The sequence below is a fragment of the Nostoc sp. MS1 genome (assembly GCF_019976755.1).
In the GTDB taxonomy this organism is placed as follows: Bacteria; Cyanobacteriota; Cyanobacteriia; order Cyanobacteriales; family Nostocaceae; genus Trichormus.
On sequence record NZ_AP023441.1, the window covers coordinates 1171367 to 1188658 of the forward strand.

Consider the following 17292-nt stretch of genomic DNA (forward strand, 5'->3'; position numbering starts at 1 on the left):
GCTGGACTTCATGTAGAAAATATTGGCAATCTACCGTTGGAGAGTTACGCTCAAGTGGCGATTAATCCTACTATCTAAAGAGTTAATTCGTACAAGCCATTAGGTAGAATCATGAGTGATAATACTCTGTCATCACGCCTCTATCCCAGCCGTATTGATCTTCCTGCTGAAAAACGGGTGCAAATCATCGGTATCCTCAATCAAACTTTAGCCGCTACTTTGGACTTGAAAACTCAGACAAAACAAGCCCACTGGAATGTTAAAGGTATTGATTTTTATCAATTACACGAATTATTTGACGAACTAGCAGGGGAATTAGAAGAGTATGTTGACCTTGTTGCAGAAAGGGTAACTGCTTTGGGTGGGTACGCTGTAGGGACAGCACGCGCCGCCGCTCAAAATTCCATTCTTCCTGAATTTCCCTTTGATATTTTAGAGGGTAGAGAGTATGTAGCAGCTTTGGCCGATCGCTTTGCACCTTACGCTAAACACTTGCGGGAAGCGATCGCTAAAACTGATGATTTAGGTGATGCTGATACAGCAGACCTTTATACTGAAGTCTCTCGCACTATTGACAAGCGCCTGTGGTTCCTAGACGCGCATCTACAAGCCGCAGCCGTCAAGGGAGAAAATGGTACATCTGCTAGCAAAACTCAACAGCCAGCTAGTGTTAGATAAACTTTTTTAGGGAATCTCTATTGTTGTAATTTAATAGTATCTTTTTGGTAAGTACGCCACTTTTTAGTGCGTACTTTTCATTTTTATTGCCATACTTTACTATTTAGATAGTTGAAATTAATTCGTAATTCGTAGTTCGTAATTCGTAATTAAGAATTTAATAGAAGTAAGCATAATTGAACGCAGATAAACACAGATAAATTTGCAACTCAGCAAACTAGAAAATGCTATATAATTTTACATTTAATTATTATTGTGATTACAGATTTTACCTATAGATAGCAGTTTTAAAAGCTTATTTTTTTCTAATTGAATTAGATTTGTTCGCTTTCTTAATTACGAATTACGAACTACGAATTACAAATTATAAAATACAAGGAGTTGTCTTATGTCTCAAAATACAATTAATTATCTAGTTCATGACAGAAATGCACGCGGTCGTAGTCAAACTGGTTGGCTTGATAGTTATCACACATTTTCCTTCAGCAGCTTTTACGATCCTAATCGGATGGGATTTCGCGCGTTACGAGTAATTAACGACGATCGCATTGCCCCAGGCGCAGGATTCCCTACTCATGGGCATCGTGACATGGAAATTCTTACTTATGTACTCTCTGGTGCAGTAGAACATAAAGACAGCTTGGGTACAGGTTCGGTGATTCGTCCTGGTGATGTGCAGATTATGAGTGCTGGTACGGGGATTCAACATAGTGAATTTAATCACTCTGGTACTGAAGCACTGCATTTACTGCAAATCTGGATTTTACCTGATGAAGCAGGGTTAGCACCAAGGTATGAACAGAAAGCTTTCACAGCAGAAGAAAAGCGTGGTCAACTGCGGTTAGTTGCGGCTAAAGACGGGCGTGATGGTGCTGTGACTATTCACCAAAATGTTGATATATATGCTTCTGTTTTGGAAGCGGGTGATGTGGTTAATTATCAAGTAAAAGGCGATCGCTATGCTTGGTTGCAAATCGCTCACGGTGTCGCCATCTTAAATGGTGAGGAACTGAGAGCAGGCGACGGTGTACAAATCAATGGTGAAGAGAAACTACAAATTAGCTCTGAAATCGGTACAGAATTATTACTGTTTGATTTAGGTTAATTTGCTGATTTTGAGGGGCTTAGATTCATCAGCCCCAACTCCATCTTTTGGTGCTGTCAATAATAGAAAAACTTGAGTAGGGGTGTACAGTTAGCTGTGCGCCCCTATTCAGCCATTAGGTAGATTCAGAGAATGCAGAGTCGTTTCGTTAGTCAGAGGATATTTTATTTGAAAATTTTTACAATCAACTCAGCCACTAAAGCCTATTTGGAGGAATTATGCAGCACGATGAGTTTATCGCACAGGTGAGACATCGCGCCAATTTGAGAACAACTGGTGATGCTGAACTTGCAACTCGTGCTACTTTAGAAACACTAGCAGAACGTTTAGCTGGAAACGAAGCTAACAATGCTGCTGCACAATTGCCTAAAGGTATTGCTCAATATCTACAACATCAATATGCAGGTGCAGGCGTTCGTTTATCTTTGGATGAATTTTATCAGCGAATCAGTCTCCGAGAAGGCGTAGAATTACAGCAGGCAGTTAATCATGCCCATGCTGTAATTGAGGTATTGAGCGAGGCTATTAGCTCAGGAGAAATGGAGGATATTCGTACTCAACTGCCCCCAGAATATGAGCCATTATTTGGGTTAGCAAGACAAGGAAAGATGCACGTTAAGACTTAAAAAAGGATTTAAGTGAATTACCAGGAGTGTAACACCATGCTATTTAAAGATAGGACAGCAGCAGGCCAAATTTTGGCTAAAAAGTTAGCAGATTACGCCAATCGTCCTCATGTGCTGGTGTTAGCTTTACCTAGAGGTGGTGTTCCTGTCGGTTTTGAGGTAGCTAAAGCCTTAAATGCTCCCTTAGATGTGCTGATAGTACGCAAACTTGGTGTGCCTAAGAATGAAGAATTAGCGATGGGAGCCATAGCTTCTGGTGATGTACGTATCCTCAATCAAGGTATCATCAATCAGATTCAAATATCTGATGAGGTAATAGCCAAAGTTACTGCCCAAGAACAAAGGGAACTGGAAAGACGAGAAAGGATGTATCGGGGCGATCGCCCTTTTCCCGATTTAAAGGAAAAAATTGTAATTTTGGTGGATGATGGTTTAGCAACTGGTGCAACTATGTGGGCTGCTGTACTTGCTGTTAAACAGAAGCAACCCAAAGAAGTTGTCATTGCTGTACCAGTTGCTGCACCAGAAACCTATGAAGAGATGCACAACAATGTAGAAAAAATGATCTGTGCAAATACACCTACTCCATTTTGTAGTGTTGGTCTGTGGTATGAGAAGTTTCCCCAAACTACGGATGATGAAGTCCGTGAGTTATTAAAGAAAGCGAGTAATAACCATCAGCCATTACTGTTTGGGAAATAGAAAATATATAGGTTATATTAACCTACAGCAAAATCTGTAAACTGCCTTTTATAAGGTGAGTGAAATCCTAATACAATATCTTGTTTAGGAACACCTAAAGCAACTAACTCATCAGCAATATTGCCTTCTGTACCATTATGCTGAATCCAAATTTTCTCATTTTTAATATCTAAATGTAATACACAACCATAGACACGCCTTTGATTATTCCAGCCAACGTATACTAGCTGGTAATGGTCATTTTCACTATCAAATATAGTTTGTGCTTCTACTTCACTATCTGATTTGCTATACTGACTGTATAATTTCAATAGTTGCTTGATATACTGCCGATAATTATCTAATTTATCCATCTGACAATTACCTCATTAATAACATCATCTATCCCGATCGCGTTCTAAATCCTCGATTACTTTCTGCATATACCACTCCTCAGACATCCCCAGATAGTAATCTTTTTTCTGGTTAATTAATCTTTGGGCAAGTTCCCAATGTCCACCAACCAATCGTAGGAGTTTTTGACGTAATAAATTAGACTTCTGTTTTTTATATTCAGGAACAGATGTTTGAATTTGTTTGAGACTATCTTGCGTTTGTTGGTAATTTTCCCAATCTTGTTGTTCACAAAAAATACTAGCCGCTTTTTGATAGTCTTCTACGGCGTTTTGCATTTCTTCTAAGAAAGTATAAGCAAGACCGCGATTATAGTAAGCTTGGGCATCATTGGGGTTAAGTTGCAGTGCTTTACCATAGTCTTGAATTGCACCGAGATAATTACCCATTGCCCGGTAGGTATTACCTCTGGCAACATAGCCTAAGCTGTCTTCTGGCTTGATCTGGATGGCTTGGTTAAAATCGGCGATCGCACCTTGATAATCACCTAAAAAGGAACGTGCTTTTCCTCGGTTGCGATAAACGGCTGCATCGTGAAAATTTAATTGTAGTGCTTGGTTAAAATCGGCGATCGCTTCTCGATAATTCCCCATTTTGCAACGTACCACGCCCCGACAGCAATAGGCTTGTGCATCTTGGGGATCGGCTTGTAATATCCAGTTTAAATCAGCTATGGCTTCTCTTGTGTCTCCCTTTTCGGCTTTGTCTAGTAGCTGGGTGAAATATTCGTTAACGGATTTGATAGATGCAATAGGTGAGCTTTTTTGCTGTGTGGCAGGTTTTTCTGGTGGCTGTAACTGTTGAATTTTCTCCAGACACAGGCGACAGTTTTCTTTATCTTTCTGCTGTAAATATAATTCTGCGGCTTTTTTGAAACTAGCGATCGCATCTTGAATATATCCCTGTTTGCGTCGCACAGTACCCCGCAAGCTATGAGCCGCAGCATAATTAATATTAAGCCGAATAGCCTGTTCTACATCCTCCAGCGCCCCTGGTAAATTTTTCAACGCCAGCCGCGCCAATGCACGACAGTAATAAGCTTCTACGCTTTCCGGGTTCAGCTTGATGACTTCAGTGTAATCTGACACGGCCGGAAGTATTGCTCCTGAGTCATAATAGGCTAAACCCCTTTGTAGGTAAGCTTCAGCGAAGTAAGGAGTAGCTTTTAAAGCACGGCTAAATTCCTCAATGGCTCCAGCGTAATCTTTTTGTTGAGCTTTTTCTAGCCCCTGGTTGTAAAACTCGTTATTCATAGCATTTTATATATTTCCAGCTTGTGGAAGGCAGAACTATGAAAATTAGAACTATCACTACTGGTATATCACTTGATTCACCAAAAGAAACAGCAAAAATCAAAATGGCTGCTAATTTTAATAAAAAAGCACAAATGATTTTTGCAGAGCAAGGTTATGAAGTGCAAACAACGAGAATTTCTACAAATACTTGGGAAGAATATCTAGCCGGTTTATCTTTAGCTGCAATTATTCATGAGGTGCAAGTTTTAGAAGAATTATGCCAAAGTTTGGATGTTAGCTTTTTTAATATTGGCTATGCTAGTAGTCCTGAGACGATAGACATCATTCCTGAACTGAATAAAAATACATCTGTAATTTACTGCTCTAGTAAAATTGGTAGTAAATTGAAGAACGCAACTAAATCAGCACAAGCTATTAAACGCATTTCTGAGGAAAGCGATAATGGCTTTGGTAATTTTCGCTTTTGTGCCTGGGCTAACTGTCCTCCAAATATTCCATTTTTTCCTACATCTTATCACGTTGGTGCAATATCTTTCACTATTGGTTTAGAGCTTGGTGAGTTCGTAATGCAGGTATTTTCCCAAGCTCAAGATTTAGAAGATGCTGAAAGTAAGCTGCAAAATATTTTAACGTTAGAAGTTGGTAAAGTAGTAGCGATCGCTGAACAAATATCCACTCAATATGACATTAAATTTCATGGTGTAGATACCTCGCTAACGCCATCGCTAGATCAAGAAAACAGTATTGCTTTTGCCTATGAAAAATTGCTAAATGGTAAGTTCGGTAATCCTGGAACTCTGGCAATTTCTGGAATGTTAACGCGGGTGTTGAAAAACGTATCAAATAAAAATTGTGGCTATTCTGGACTGATGTTGCCAGTATGTGAAGATATTGGTTTAGCAACAAGAGCTAATGAGCAGACTTATGATATTACTAACCTATTATTATATTCAGCCGTGTGTGGTTGTGGATTAGATACTGTACCAATTCCCGGCGATATCAAAATCGAAAAGATTACCGCAATTTTAAACGATATGGCAACATTAGCCTTTAAACTCAATAAACCCCTATCAGCCAGATTATTTCCCATTCCTCATAAAAATGCTGGGGAAATGACATCATTTAATTCGCCTTATTTAGTAGATTGTCAAATATTTTCAGTTAATTAAATAATATCTGTTGTCATTTGGATCTAATGTTGTTCTTTTATTGATACGCTGATCCACAGCATTTGCAATGCTTAAGAAGCAAATGATTGTAGTGCTTACAAAAAAGTATATAAAAAATTTATAACTTTTTCTCTTTATGGCTATATTTCTAAAAATTAAATATTTTTGACAATTCATTTATTTTCAGAAAAATAAGTATTCATGTTATCTTATAGTGTAGTATTTAAAAGCTAGGTATAAATTAAATTAAGAAAAGTTAAATTTATATTAAGACATCTCTTACTCATATGCAGCAAGAAATTGATCAATACGAAAAGCTGTTTCAAGTTTTAGATCGAGTAGTCATACTCAGTAAACAACAGCAGGAAAATGTTCGTAAATTTTTCAAGTACCGGGAGTTCTCAAAAGACTATCAACTCCTGAAGCAAGGTGAAATATCAAACTATTTGTATTTTCTGGTTAAAGGGGTAGTTCGGCAATTTTACTGTGTTGAAGACAAGGAGATCACGTCAAGATTTGCATTTGAAGATGATTTTATTTACTCACCTCATAGCTTTATTTTGAGAAAACCAAGTAAAGAAAGTATTAAATCAGTTTCAAATTGCCAGTTTTTTGTGACAACTTATGAGGGGTTGCAATATCTTTACGACAACGATCCTGCATGGAATAAGATTGGACGATTATTGATAGAACATTATTATATTGAGTTAGCAGAATGGGCTTTTCTAATGAAAACTCAAACCGCTTTTGAACGATATGAGGATCTCGTTCAGAGACACCCTGATATTCTTGATCGCGTCAAGCTAGGACATCTTGCCTCCTATTTGGGAATAACCCAAGAAACCCTCAGTCGTATCCGCGCCAGATATCGAAATCAGCAACGCCGCCGTCATCTAGCCCAGGAAATTTGATATTGATCAAATTTGACTTATATCAAAAAAAGCTCCTGTTGCTTACCTGTGGAGTCACCGTAAGATGCAGTTGTCGAAAACAAAGAACGCACCGCGAGGTAACAATCATGGGATTCAAATATATCAACGAACTAGCAACTCCTGAAAATGTTGATAAACTGCTGTCTTTAGTTGACATGGTTGCTGGGGGGAGAGTTGACACGCAGAACATCTTCGATATTGAGGATGCTTTGACTGATAGTGAGCAAATGAAAAGATGTTTGCAGGTTGTCCGTCAAAATCCAGACTCAGCACAATTAGTTGATGAGCGTTATATGGGCCCAGAGTTTGATCTGGAAACTTTGCTGAAGCTGCCGGAAGGCTCATTGGGTTGGACTTATGCTCGTGTTCTCAGTGCCATGAACTATGATCCACGGTTCTATCGCCTCCGAAAAATTGAATCAGATGTCGATTACATTACCCATCGCGTTCGCAAAACTCATGATCTGCATCATATTTTGACGGGCTTTAGCTTTGATGACTACGGTGAACTGGGAGTGATTTCAGTGACGGTTGGGCAAATTAGCTATCCCGCGTTCACGTTCATTGATTTGGTTGGTTCGTTGCTAGCGTTCATGGCTAATCAGGCACGGGAAGGCATCGATTCTCCTCTGAGATATAATTTTGACCTAGTTTCTCAAGGCATCGGCATTGCACGGCAAGCAAAACCCTTGTTTCCGGTGAAGTTTGAAGAAGGACTGGAACGTCCTATAGACGAGTGGCGTGCCGAATTAAACATTGTGCCAGTGACCGAAGGACTCTGGAGTTGGTATAGCCGTCCTTATCTGCGGGATGCGATCGCCCTCCCAGTGCAGCGCCCATTGGTCGACTGTTGAGGACATCATCTCCCGTTGATCAGGCTTTGAAGGGTATCCAACAGGCTCAGATGCCCTTCAAGTTTGACGCAATTCTGATAAATCGATTGGAGACATAAATTGTATGATTGGCAATCAATTGGTAAATTGCGCTGTGCTATCACCAGATGAACTAGAGCGCGCGATCGCAAGACTAAATCATTGGAAGATTGTAGACGGTAAACTCTACCGCCACTTTGAATTCACCTCATTTATCGCAGCATTTGGCTTTATGACTCGCGTTGCACTGATTGCAGAAACCCAAGGCCATCATCCAGAGTGGTTCAATGTTTATAACCAGGTTACAGTTCAACTGACAACACACGATGCAGGTGGAATTACCATGAATGATGTTAATCTTGCCCAAAGCATTGATACGTTAACCTGAGTTCGGGATAAGAAAAGGGACAGGTAGTAAGCCCAAAAGTAACGAAAAATCCAGCAACCTGTCCTATGTATAGTTTAGAAGCTTTGTTCTTTGAGCCTTTGTTCTACCCTTTAGGCAAAAGGTTTAGTTTGATTTTAGCAAGAAAGGAAAAAACCGAAGGAATAATATTTCTTTCGGTTATTAGCCCTTATTAATTAGTGAATTAAGAGGTAGTAGTTGTTACTTACTACCTTTAATCAGTCAACAAACTAGGAGAAGTCAGTACAAAAACATCTCTAATTCCTTGAGCTTCAGTTTGTGGTTTTATGGGCGTAGTAAAGTGATAAAAGTCGTGATCATTAACTAATAATAACTCCCCAGGATGAAGGATTTTACTAAATACAGGCTTCTCTTTTTTGGCAGTATATAAGTGTGTCTCTCCACCTTGAATATTATCCCTATCTACAGAAAAGATACCGATAAAATCAGTACCATCTTGATGGATACCTTCAGGTGCAGGATTGCCAAAATTGTCTGGAGAACAAGTAGTTCTAATTTGATGTACTCCAATTTCTGCTTCTGGATGGAGTTTACAAGAATCGCTAAATGCTAGTACTAAATTTCTAAAGCTATTGAGTTTTATAAGTGCATCATCTAATTCTGCAAACTCTCTTTTAATATCTCCCAATAATGGATTGTAATCTTTACTTTGCAATAGATAACCATGAGGTAGTTTAATCAACTGATCCTCTGCAACTATAAACCGAGATAATCTTCTCGAACGATACTTGCCTTTAATATAGGGATCAACTGGTAAATTGTTAAAAAATGGCTTGAAATCTACTGTCTGAATTGAATTTACCTTTCTGAGTGTGAACAAAAAGGCATATTCTAACTCCGTCATTCCCCCGACTATTTGCATAGGATATTTCTCCTTGCAGGTTGCAACCCTCTCCATTTTTCTCTGTGGGAGGCTTATAACACCGAGTATATGCGTCTTTTTATTAAAATGTCGTCAATTTAACTACAAAAATTGACAAATTGTGATAAAGGCATGACAAAACTTTATTGACGGGATTTATTTGGTTCGCGCTTGGGTGTATAGTGTCTTAGTCATTAGTCATTAGTCATTAGTCATTAGTCATTAGTCCATAGTTATTCTCCTCTGCTTCCTTGTCTTCTCCCTCATCTCCCCCCACTTCCTCATCTCCCCCTACTCCCAACTCCCAACTCCCCACTCCCTCAAAAAATGATTGATTGGCTATACCGTTACCCATCCCTATACCCTGGTGTTCTGCTGAAGCGCTACAAGCGCTTTTTTGCTGATGTGCAATTGGCTTCTGGTGAAGTCGTGACAGCACATTGTCCTAATACGGGGCCGATGACTGGAGTATCAACTGTTGGTAGTGCGGTACAACTTTCTAAAAGTGCTAATCCGAAGCGCAAATTGGCTTATACTTTGGAACTGATTCAAGTTCACGATAATGAACCGACTTGGGTGGGGGTGAATACAGCTTTACCTAATCAGATAGTCAAGTTGGCTTTGGCAAAATACTTGTTTCCAGAATTGGGTAATTATAACCACATTAAAGGCGAGGTAGTTTACGGAGCGGATAAGAAAAGTCGAGTAGATTTCTTCTTGACAGGGAATGATATAGAACGCCCAATTTATTTAGAAGTGAAAAATACGACTTGGGCAAATGGTACTTTGGCCTTATTTCCTGATACGGAAACCACAAGAGGACAAAAGCATCTGCGCGAATTAATGGCACTATTGCCGCAAATGCGGGCGGTGATGTTGTATTTTATCAATCGAGGCGATTGTACAGAGTTTGCCCCTGGTGATAGTACAGATCCTATATATGGTAAGTTGTTACGAGAAGCGATCGCATTAGGTTTAGAAGTCCTACCTTGCCGTTTTGATGTTACCCCTGAAGGTATTCGTTATTTAGGTTTAGCAAAGTTGGCAATTTAATTAGGGGATAGGTAACAGGGAATTGGAGAGATGACTAATTACTTTCGGTCTAATGTTGAAGCAATGGCTAGTTATGTACCCGGTGAACAGCCACCACGGGGTACACAGGTAATTAAACTCAACAGTAATGAAAACCCTTACCCGCCTTCGTCTGCGGCGTTAGCAGCACTAAAAGATATTGATGGCGAATGGTTGCGGCGATATCCAGAACCATATGCAGGGGAGTTTAGACAAGCTGCAAGTAAAGTTTTAGGTGTTCCTAGTGATTGGATTATTGTTGGTAATGGTAGTGATGAAATCTTAAGTATAGTCATTCGCGCCTGCGCTGAACCGGGACGGAAGGTGGTTTATCCCATGCCTACCTATGTGCTATATCGTACATTAACCGAGATGCAGGCGGCGGATATTTTAGAAATTCCCTACAAAGAAGACAATGTTTTGCCTGTGGCGGAATTGCTGGCGGCTGATGGTTGTGTGACATTTATTGCCTCACCCAATAGTCCTTCTGGCCATGTTGTTCCCAGTGAAGACTTACGCAAATTAGCTAGTGAATTATCTGGGGTGTTAGTTATAGATGAGGCTTATGTAGACTTTGCCCAAGCCAGTGCCTTAGATTTAGTTCAGGAATATGAAAATGTGATTTTAATTCGCACCCTTTCTAAAGGTTATTCTTTGGCAGGGTTGCGTTTGGGGTTTGGGATAGGCAATCCTAAGTTACTAGACGGATTGTTTAAAGTGAAAGATAGCTATAACATTGATGCGATCGCCTGCAAAGTTGCCACAGCCGCCATCAATGATCAAGCCTATAAAAATGTTTGTGTAGCCAAGGTTAAGGCATCAAGGACTCAGCTTGCAACAGACTTAAAACAATTAGGCTTTCGTGTTTGGGACTCCCACGGCAATTTTCTACTCACCCAACCCCCTGCAGGAAACGCCGAATACCTCTATCAACAACTCAAAGAACAAAAAATTCTCATCCGCTACTTCAAGCAACCAGGACTAGAAGATAAGCTACGCATCACCGTAGGAACAGATGAGCAAAATCAAATTTTAGTAGAAGCATTAAGAAACTCAATTGCATCAGCTAAAATCTAAATCTTAGTTATCAATTGAAAATTGTCAATTGTTTCATTCAAGGTTTAAGACCTCTCCTTTCAAGGAGAAAAAATCAAAAAATAAATCCTTTTCTCCAATCCTCTCACTTCTAGGGAGAGGGAAAAAGTCAATTGTTAATTGTCCATTGTTGAACGGCGCTTGTCGTTTATATGGGCGGTTAATTTTTTCACTTTTACCGTAATATATAAGACAAGTAGCTGGTTTGCTTGTTTAATCCGACATTTGAGCAGAGTACTTGGCTACAGCAGGAACCATCACCTTTGTTGCCCATTGCCGTAAAGTCGTGGAAGTTGTCGTTTCTAATGTGCGAGGTTCAGCCTGGTAGATACCTTTTGCAACTTCTGCGAATAAATCAACCAAACCTTGAGCAAACGCTGGACTTGAACCGTGCTTCAGCATTAACTCATAGTAAACTTCAGGTGGGATTTGTTGAAACTGAATAGTTTTACCGAGAACATCACTGAAAACCTCGGCAGATTGATTTAGCGATAACTCTTCAGCACCATGTACTGCAACCCCCTGAACTCCTTTCCAATCCTGCTTCATAAGCCATTGAGCAGCAATTGTTCCAATGTCAAAGGTTGACACCATTGGAATTGAGTAGTCACCGGGTAGTGGATAAAAGAATTTTCCTTGATGCGCGATCGCGCCTGCTTGCCACAGAAAATTTTCCATAAAGCTACCACAGCGCAAATGCCGCATAGCTACACTTGTCTCATTCAGCAAATCTTCCATTGCATGTAAGGCAGAAATCGCACCTGCATTTTTAGCAAGGCCTTTACCACCACTAGAAACCGAAACAACACGGGGGATTTGAGTTTGATCAATGGCGATGGCGGCAGCTTTCGTAAATCGCATGTAATAGTCTAGTAAATTTTCCAGAGTATGGCTTTGCGGAACACACCAAAACATTGCCTCAGCCCCATCAAATGCTCGAATAAGTACTTCAGCATCATCAGTTGATCCTTGAATTACCTCAGCTTGAGCGCGAACAGCATCGGTCAACTTGTCAGGATGACGGGTAATGACACGTAGAAACTTCCCGGCATCTAACAATTCGCGCACGACCTGATGGCCAATGTTTCCAGTTGGAGTTGTGACAACAATCGGCATAAGTTTGGCTTTCTCTGAACGTAATGAAGTTGCTCAAAAACTAGAATAACCAGAGACCCTCTGGATAGAGAATGGCTAAAAATCCAGATTTCATAATCAATCGTCCAACTTGAAGCAATGCTAATTCCAGATTTGTTGACCGATATTTTACAAACGATGCGCCTAGAACACACGATTTTGTGTCGCTGTGAGCTAAATGCACCTTGGGGAATCCGCTTTCCCGTACAAGTAGGACAAGCGGCGTTTCACATTGTTACACAAGGGCAATGCTGGCTTCGGATTAACGACCATGCAAAACCTCTATTTCTAGCCACTGGGGATTTTGTCATGTTTCCCCACGGACATGAACATATCATTTGCGATACGCTCTCTAGCCCGATTACCGATTTTGAAGATACGTCGATCATGCGACCGAATCATGGCTATAAAAGCATTTGTTTTGGTGGAAATGGCTTACCGATTGAGCTGCTAGCAGGTTGTTTTCAAGTCAAAGGCGATCGCCGTAATCCCTTGTTGGCCTCGCTGCCTAGTGTGATTCACGTCCGTAGCGATCATGGACAGCTAGTTCCTTGGTTAGAAACAACGTTGCACTACATTACAGCCGAACTTGCTATAAGTCACCTTGGCTTTCAAACTGTAATTGCACGACTCGTTGATGTCCTTTTCATACAAGCTGTTCGTGCCTATGTTGCCAGCACTTCTAATGATCAGCCCAACTTGTTACACGCCCTAACAGATGCACAGATGGTAATTGCTTTATCGTTAATACATCGATCCCCTGAAAAGCCTTGGACTGTGGCATCCCTGGCAGAACAATTACCAATGTCTCGATCTGCGTTTTCAGCTCGTTTTACTCAACTGGTTGGACAACCGCCAATGCAATATCTCACAACTTGGCGCATGGTCAAAGCAACAGAATTATTGCGCGAAAGCCGATTAAGGCTAAAAGATGTGGCTACTCTGGTGGGTTATGAATCCGAAATATCTTTTAGCAAAGCATTTAAGCGGTGGTCTGGCGTTGCCCCCAGTTTTTATCGTCAGAATTACTCTGCATAAGAGCTTTCAGCATCATCTCTGGCTTGATGAGATTACTTAACTTGGGAAGTGTTGAGCATGGTTAAAAAGTAGGTTTCGTAAACAATTACACAATTGGGACAATTTACGTGATGCTATCGAATTGGTTCTCAAGCAAGTAGTGTCTAATACAAGTGGCTATAGCTATACTAGCAGATAAAAAAGTGGCTCTGTATAAAACAGAACCACCTAATAGTTTACGAAAATTTTAGAACTTAACGAGCTGCGCCTTGGGCAGAAACAGCATCAATTGGCTTCATGAAGTACAGGCGTAATAATTGCCAGCCAGTAGAAGCCAATACTGGTAATTTTTGGAATAATTGCAGGAATTTGGGTGTTTTGGAGTTAGCGATCGCTTCCAGCTTTTCGTTATTCTCAACACATTTATCCAAACGTTCGTAAAACTCTGGACTATCTACATCCAGCATTACGGGGAAGACTCTACCTGCGGTTTCATTGGTTTTCTTAATTACGTAGATGTCGTATTCCCGTGCATCTAGACCAAGGGTAGCGTAGAAGTCCTTACGTTGGATATCGTTGAGATACATGGTGGCAAACACCGACAACAAGAAGAAGCGACTCCATAGCTTCGCCTTCCAGTCATTCAGCATTTGCGGCTGGGATTTCATAATCGCATCAAAGAAATCGCCGTGACGGTTTTCATCCTGACACCAATTTTCAAAGAAACGGAAAATTGGATAAATTCTGTCTTCAGGATGCGCTTCTAAGTGGCGATAAATGGTGATATAGCGCCAGTAACCAATCTTTTCTGAAAGATAGGTCGCGTAGAAAATGAATTTTGGCTTAAAGAAGGTATAATTGCGGCTCTTGGTTAAAAATCCTAAATCAAGAGACAGGTTAAAATCTGACATCGCTTTGTTCAAGAAGCCAGCGTGGCGTGCTTCATCCCGTGACATCAGGTTAAAGCATTCAGCCAAAACGGGGCTTTTATCTTTTAAACGGCGACCGAGTTCCTTGTAGAGTAAAAAGCCGGAGAACTCTGCCGTACAAGACCGTTCTAAAAATTCTACGAACAAGCGGCGAGTATCCCCGTCAATGTGATCCCAGGATTGTTCAAACTCGGCATCCCGTACAAAGTGATGACGGTTATAGTCAACACGGAACTCTTCGAGAATGGCTCTCAACTCGTCTTCGTTGACGGATATGTCCATCCGTGCCATCTCATCAAAATCAGTGGTATAAAACCGGGGTGTTAATAGAGTTTCCTTGGCCGGGACTTTAATTCCGGGCCGTATTTCTTCAAAGCCTGGCTTTTTTAGGGAATCTACCATGTCCTAACTGCTCTTTTGTTTTTATTATCTTGACTACGCCCTGAAAGCTAAAGGTTATGCCCCCAAAAGGCGCAACAGCCGACAATATTGAATTTGTATAAATCTCAGTCTACCAAGGTGTAGAGGCAAACTGGTAGACAAAACGTTAAGAGTTGCAACAATTGGAGGCAGAAGGTAGTTGACAGTTGACAGTTGACAGTTGACAGTTGACAGTTAACAGGTTAGTCACTGTCCATTGTCCACTGTCCATTGTCAACTCAGTACTCCTTTAATTCCTACCTAACCATTTTTGACCATTCAAGCGGTAGACAAGACGAGATACCAACATATCAAGGGTAATTTTGCGCTCGTCGATTAAAAATGATTCTAGAGTGCTAGGTCTTCTGCCTTCATTGCAGGAAAAACCTTTTTTGCCCTGAATATCTTCATCGGGGAAATACACATTAAACTGGCGCTGGCCACCTTGCCAACTACCAATTACTTGCCAACATTCTTCAGAGGATGACAAACCAGCGACAGGAAGCTTCTGCTTGGCGAAAGAAAGCTGTAAATCTTTTACGCCCTCAGAGGCGATCGCTTTTTGCAAAGCTGGCAAATAATCTTGCTCCATGAACTCGACAAATGGCTTGTCTTCCACAGATGGGGCTTTCTCTTTCTTTGCGGCTTTGGCTGCGGCTGGGGCAGGTTTTTCTGCGGGTTTAGCCGCGTTGGGGTTAGTCTCCGGGTTCGCAGATGCCGGATCTGGCGTGTTGGCAGTAGGAATATTTGTCGCTACTGCTTCGCTAGTGCTGGGGGCGTTTTCTTCAGAGACAGAGGGCGCTTTCTGTTCAACGGTACTGGGGATCGCGTCTGCTTGATTTTGATTTGTTGGGTCTGCCATTGCTCAGGTCTATCCTTTGTCTAGCTTGAAAATAGGGGTTAGAGGTTAGAGCTAGAGACTGGGGAAGAGATACTTTTATCACTTCGTTGTGTATTTTATTACATGGTCATCTAGCTTGTAGAGCGCTTGCTTACCTCTAGATAATAAATTACCTTTATTTTGACATAGGTTTGGCAGTCAATAGTTAATCATCAAATTTCTCACAAAGCTAGAAAAAAGATGATTTAAAAGCTGTTAAAAAATATATACAAACTAATGGTAATTATAGGAAAGATAAGGTGTATTTATATGCCAAATACTTACCTATCTGATATTCGGCAAGTATCTTGCAAAAGTACCTAAAGCATCTGAGACTAAATTCTGGAACTAAATATAAAATTCCCAGTAGGGATTTATTCATGACTGATAATAACGATATTTTATTGCTAAAGGCTGCGAAAAGCGGTGATATCAAAGGTTTGGGTGTACTGCTGGCGGGTGGCGCTAAGGTAGATGCGTGCGATCGCGATGGTACTACAGCATTAATGTTTGCTGCTAATCTAGGGTACACAGAAATAGTGCGATCGCTTCTAGATGCTGGGGCAAGTGTAAATTTATCCAGAAAGCGCTATGGTTTAACAGCTTTGATGTTGGCTGCTAGTGCAAATCAAGTTGATATTGTGCAACTTTTAATATCTAGGGGTGCTGATGTCAATGCTACCAATGAAGATGGTAGTACAGCTTTAATGGCCGCAGCCCTAAAAGGTTATGTAGAAGTGGTGCGGCTTTTGTTAGCTGCTAGTGCTGATGTCAATATTACAGATAAAGATGATGATACTGCTTTAAAACTGGCACTGAAGCAAGGACAGGGGGCTGTGGTGCAGTTAATTTTACAAAGCGGTGCAGATGCTAGTACCCCAGACGAAGCAGGAGATACGCTGTTGATGTTAGCAGCAGATTTAGGACATTTGCATGTGGTACAAGTGTTACTGGAAGCGGGAGTTGATGTTAATCAAGCAAATAAAGACGGTAGTACAGCATTATTAGCAGCTGTAGCCGCAGGTAATCAAGCGATCGTAGAAACTTTACTAGATAGAGGCGCACAGATAAATCATCAAGACCAAGATGGAGAAACCGCCCTACATATTGCCACAGTAGAGGGGTATAGTGATGTGCTACAAATGTTACTCAACAGAGGTGCAAATATCCAAATTAAAAACAACTTGGGCGATACACCATTATTAGTAGCAGCATTGCAGGGACATCATGAGATAGTCGAAACACTACTAAATTCTGGCGCAAGTTTAAATGACAAAAATCTAGGTGAAACATCTTTAACCTTAGCCGTATCTCAAGGTCACACCGAGACAGTGAGGATATTGTTAAACTACGGTGCTGATGCCAATATTCCCGCAGGTGATGGTAAAAGCCCTTTAATTAAAGCTACAGAACGAAATCATCCAGGAATCATTCAGTTATTACTGGCGAAAGGTGCTAATATCAATTACCAAGACACTGTGGGCGCTACCGCTTTAATTTGGGCTGCTGCTGGTGGTTACAACAAAGCGGTGCAAATCTTGCTAGAAAGTGGGGCTGATACAAATTTAAAAAATCGTGGTGGCTATACAGCTTTGATGATTGCCGAATTTAATGGCTTTAGGAGTATAGTCCAAAGTTTAAAGCAAGCTGGAGCGCAGGAGTGAGACTAATTATTAGCTATGCCTGATGTGGCTAAAAAAGAAGATGCAGGCTGTGTAAAGCAG

Annotated in this window: 19 protein-coding genes; 12 read left to right on the plus strand and 7 right to left on the minus strand. The window is 40.8% G+C overall.

From position 1 onward, the window contains the following. The first annotated feature begins 111 nt into the window (after nt 1–111). The 4 genes from dps to NSMS1_RS05100 all read left to right on the plus strand — a co-directional run bounded on the left by dps (nt 112) and on the right by NSMS1_RS05100 (nt 3111). Complete coding sequence (gene dps / locus NSMS1_RS05085) at nt 112–678, plus strand: DNA starvation/stationary phase protection protein Dps (RefSeq protein ID WP_224091676.1); 567 nt, start codon at nt 112–114, stop codon at nt 676–678. Between the two features lie 388 nt (nt 679–1066). Further along, nucleotides 1067–1783 (plus strand): pirin family protein, encoded by a 717-nt coding sequence (locus tag NSMS1_RS05090; RefSeq protein ID WP_224091677.1) that lies wholly within the window; start codon nt 1067–1069, stop codon nt 1781–1783. Between the two features lie 218 nt (nt 1784–2001). Further along, nucleotides 2002–2409, plus strand: a complete 408-nt coding sequence (locus NSMS1_RS05095) for a DUF2267 domain-containing protein (protein WP_224091678.1) — start codon at nt 2002–2004, stop codon at nt 2407–2409. Between the two features lie 36 nt (nt 2410–2445). Continuing rightward, on the plus strand, nt 2446–3111 hold the full coding sequence (locus NSMS1_RS05100) for a phosphoribosyltransferase (protein WP_224091679.1): 666 nt from the start codon (nt 2446–2448) through the stop codon (nt 3109–3111). A gap of 17 nt (nt 3112–3128) precedes the next feature. Here NSMS1_RS05100 and NSMS1_RS05105 read toward each other — a convergent pair whose 3' ends face one another. Continuing rightward, nucleotides 3129–3464, minus strand: a complete 336-nt coding sequence (locus tag NSMS1_RS05105; RefSeq protein ID WP_224091680.1) for a XisI protein — start codon at nt 3462–3464, stop codon at nt 3129–3131. 24 nt (nt 3465–3488) lie between these two features. Beyond that, a complete protein-coding gene (locus tag NSMS1_RS05110) occupies nt 3489–4757 on the minus strand; it encodes a tetratricopeptide repeat protein (protein ID WP_224091682.1) in 1269 nt (422 codons plus the stop codon). A gap of 23 nt (nt 4758–4780) precedes the next feature. Here NSMS1_RS05110 and NSMS1_RS05115 point away from each other — a divergent pair, with 23 nt between their 5' ends. The 4 genes from NSMS1_RS05115 to NSMS1_RS05130 all read left to right on the plus strand — a co-directional run bounded on the left by NSMS1_RS05115 (nt 4781) and on the right by NSMS1_RS05130 (nt 8121). Beyond that, the gene (locus tag NSMS1_RS05115; RefSeq protein WP_411908664.1) at nt 4781–5929 is read left to right on the plus strand and encodes a DUF711 family protein; all 1149 of its coding nucleotides are present in this window, start codon (nt 4781–4783) and stop codon (nt 5927–5929) included. A 287-nt stretch (nt 5930–6216) separates the two neighbouring features. Continuing rightward, nucleotides 6217–6840, plus strand: coding sequence for a Crp/Fnr family transcriptional regulator (locus tag NSMS1_RS05120; protein WP_224091684.1), 624 nt, complete (start codon nt 6217–6219; stop codon nt 6838–6840). A 107-nt stretch (nt 6841–6947) separates the two neighbouring features. Further along, nucleotides 6948–7715 carry a Coq4 family protein gene (locus tag NSMS1_RS05125; RefSeq protein WP_224091685.1) on the plus strand — a complete coding sequence of 256 codons (768 nt, stop codon included), beginning with the start codon at nt 6948–6950 and terminating at the stop codon, nt 7713–7715. 118 nt (nt 7716–7833) lie between these two features. Continuing rightward, nucleotides 7834–8121 carry a 4a-hydroxytetrahydrobiopterin dehydratase gene (locus NSMS1_RS05130; protein ID WP_224091686.1) on the plus strand — a complete coding sequence of 96 codons (288 nt, stop codon included), beginning with the start codon at nt 7834–7836 and terminating at the stop codon, nt 8119–8121. Between the two features lie 232 nt (nt 8122–8353). Here the strand turns inward: NSMS1_RS05130 and NSMS1_RS05135 are convergent, their stop codons facing one another. Then, nucleotides 8354–9022 carry a 2OG-Fe dioxygenase family protein gene (locus NSMS1_RS05135; RefSeq protein ID WP_224091687.1) on the minus strand — a complete coding sequence of 223 codons (669 nt, stop codon included), beginning with the start codon at nt 9020–9022 and terminating at the stop codon, nt 8354–8356. A gap of 208 nt (nt 9023–9230) precedes the next feature. Then, nucleotides 9231–9377, minus strand: a complete 147-nt coding sequence (locus NSMS1_RS05140; RefSeq protein ID WP_224091688.1) for a hypothetical protein — start codon at nt 9375–9377, stop codon at nt 9231–9233. Here NSMS1_RS05140 and sfsA point away from each other — a divergent pair. Both sfsA and hisC read left to right on the plus strand, forming a co-directional pair. Continuing rightward, nucleotides 9350–10075 carry a DNA/RNA nuclease SfsA gene (sfsA, locus tag NSMS1_RS05145; RefSeq protein ID WP_224091689.1) on the plus strand — a complete coding sequence of 242 codons (726 nt, stop codon included), beginning with the start codon at nt 9350–9352 and terminating at the stop codon, nt 10073–10075. The two genes, NSMS1_RS05140 and sfsA, sit on opposite strands and share 28 nt — an antisense overlap. A 30-nt stretch (nt 10076–10105) precedes the next feature. Then, the gene (gene hisC / locus NSMS1_RS05150; RefSeq protein ID WP_224091691.1) at nt 10106–11170 is read left to right on the plus strand and encodes a histidinol-phosphate transaminase; all 1065 of its coding nucleotides are present in this window, start codon (nt 10106–10108) and stop codon (nt 11168–11170) included. Nucleotides 11171–11401: 231 nt separating this feature from the next. Here hisC and NSMS1_RS05155 read toward each other — a convergent pair whose 3' ends face one another. Beyond that, on the minus strand, nt 11402–12304 hold the full coding sequence (locus tag NSMS1_RS05155) for an NmrA family NAD(P)-binding protein (protein ID WP_224091694.1): 903 nt from the start codon (nt 12302–12304) through the stop codon (nt 11402–11404). A gap of 117 nt (nt 12305–12421) precedes the next feature. On the opposite strand from NSMS1_RS05155, the gene NSMS1_RS05160 reads away from it, so the two are divergent. Continuing rightward, nucleotides 12422–13360 (plus strand): AraC family transcriptional regulator, encoded by a 939-nt coding sequence (locus NSMS1_RS05160; RefSeq protein WP_224091695.1) that lies wholly within the window; start codon nt 12422–12424, stop codon nt 13358–13360. A gap of 233 nt (nt 13361–13593) precedes the next feature. On the opposite strand, the gene acsF is transcribed toward NSMS1_RS05160, so the two are convergent. After that, nucleotides 13594–14670, minus strand: coding sequence for a magnesium-protoporphyrin IX monomethyl ester (oxidative) cyclase (gene acsF / locus NSMS1_RS05165; RefSeq protein WP_224091696.1), 1077 nt, complete (start codon nt 14668–14670; stop codon nt 13594–13596). A 268-nt stretch (nt 14671–14938) separates the two neighbouring features. Then, complete coding sequence (locus tag NSMS1_RS05170) at nt 14939–15550, minus strand: DUF2996 domain-containing protein (RefSeq protein WP_224091697.1); 612 nt, start codon at nt 15548–15550, stop codon at nt 14939–14941. Nucleotides 15551–15948: 398 nt separating this feature from the next. Here NSMS1_RS05170 and NSMS1_RS05175 point away from each other — a divergent pair, with 398 nt between their 5' ends. After that, nucleotides 15949–17232 carry an ankyrin repeat domain-containing protein gene (locus NSMS1_RS05175; protein WP_224091698.1) on the plus strand — a complete coding sequence of 428 codons (1284 nt, stop codon included), beginning with the start codon at nt 15949–15951 and terminating at the stop codon, nt 17230–17232. Nucleotides 17233–17292 lie beyond the last annotated feature (60 nt).

What these genes read in the sequence shown, in the direction of transcription:
- dps (WP_224091676.1), top strand. Translation starts at nt 112, where the DNA reads ATGAGTGATAATACTCTGTCATCACGCCTCTATCCCAGCCGTATTGAT.
- NSMS1_RS05090 (WP_224091677.1), top strand. Translation starts at nt 1,067, where the DNA reads ATGTCTCAAAATACAATTAATTATCTAGTTCATGACAGAAATGCACGC.
- NSMS1_RS05095 (WP_224091678.1), top strand. Translation starts at nt 2,002, where the DNA reads ATGCAGCACGATGAGTTTATCGCACAGGTGAGACATCGCGCCAATTTG.
- NSMS1_RS05100 (WP_224091679.1), top strand. Translation starts at nt 2,446, where the DNA reads ATGCTATTTAAAGATAGGACAGCAGCAGGCCAAATTTTGGCTAAAAAG.
- NSMS1_RS05105 (WP_224091680.1), bottom strand. Translation starts at nt 3,464, where the DNA reads ATGGATAAATTAGATAATTATCGGCAGTATATCAAGCAACTATTGAAA.
- NSMS1_RS05110 (WP_224091682.1), bottom strand. Translation starts at nt 4,757, where the DNA reads ATGAATAACGAGTTTTACAACCAGGGGCTAGAAAAAGCTCAACAAAAA.
- NSMS1_RS05120 (WP_224091684.1), top strand. Translation starts at nt 6,217, where the DNA reads ATGCAGCAAGAAATTGATCAATACGAAAAGCTGTTTCAAGTTTTAGAT.
- NSMS1_RS05125 (WP_224091685.1), top strand. Translation starts at nt 6,948, where the DNA reads ATGGGATTCAAATATATCAACGAACTAGCAACTCCTGAAAATGTTGAT.
- NSMS1_RS05135 (WP_224091687.1), bottom strand. Translation starts at nt 9,022, where the DNA reads ATGCAAATAGTCGGGGGAATGACGGAGTTAGAATATGCCTTTTTGTTC.
- sfsA (WP_224091689.1), top strand. Translation starts at nt 9,350, where the DNA reads ATGATTGATTGGCTATACCGTTACCCATCCCTATACCCTGGTGTTCTG.
- NSMS1_RS05140 (WP_224091688.1), bottom strand. Translation starts at nt 9,377, where the DNA reads ATGGGTAACGGTATAGCCAATCAATCATTTTTTGAGGGAGTGGGGAGT.
- hisC (WP_224091691.1), top strand. Translation starts at nt 10,106, where the DNA reads ATGACTAATTACTTTCGGTCTAATGTTGAAGCAATGGCTAGTTATGTA.
- NSMS1_RS05155 (WP_224091694.1), bottom strand. Translation starts at nt 12,304, where the DNA reads ATGCCGATTGTTGTCACAACTCCAACTGGAAACATTGGCCATCAGGTC.
- NSMS1_RS05160 (WP_224091695.1), top strand. Translation starts at nt 12,422, where the DNA reads ATGCTAATTCCAGATTTGTTGACCGATATTTTACAAACGATGCGCCTA.
- acsF (WP_224091696.1), bottom strand. Translation starts at nt 14,670, where the DNA reads ATGGTAGATTCCCTAAAAAAGCCAGGCTTTGAAGAAATACGGCCCGGA.
- NSMS1_RS05170 (WP_224091697.1), bottom strand. Translation starts at nt 15,550, where the DNA reads ATGGCAGACCCAACAAATCAAAATCAAGCAGACGCGATCCCCAGTACC.
- NSMS1_RS05175 (WP_224091698.1), top strand. Translation starts at nt 15,949, where the DNA reads ATGACTGATAATAACGATATTTTATTGCTAAAGGCTGCGAAAAGCGGT.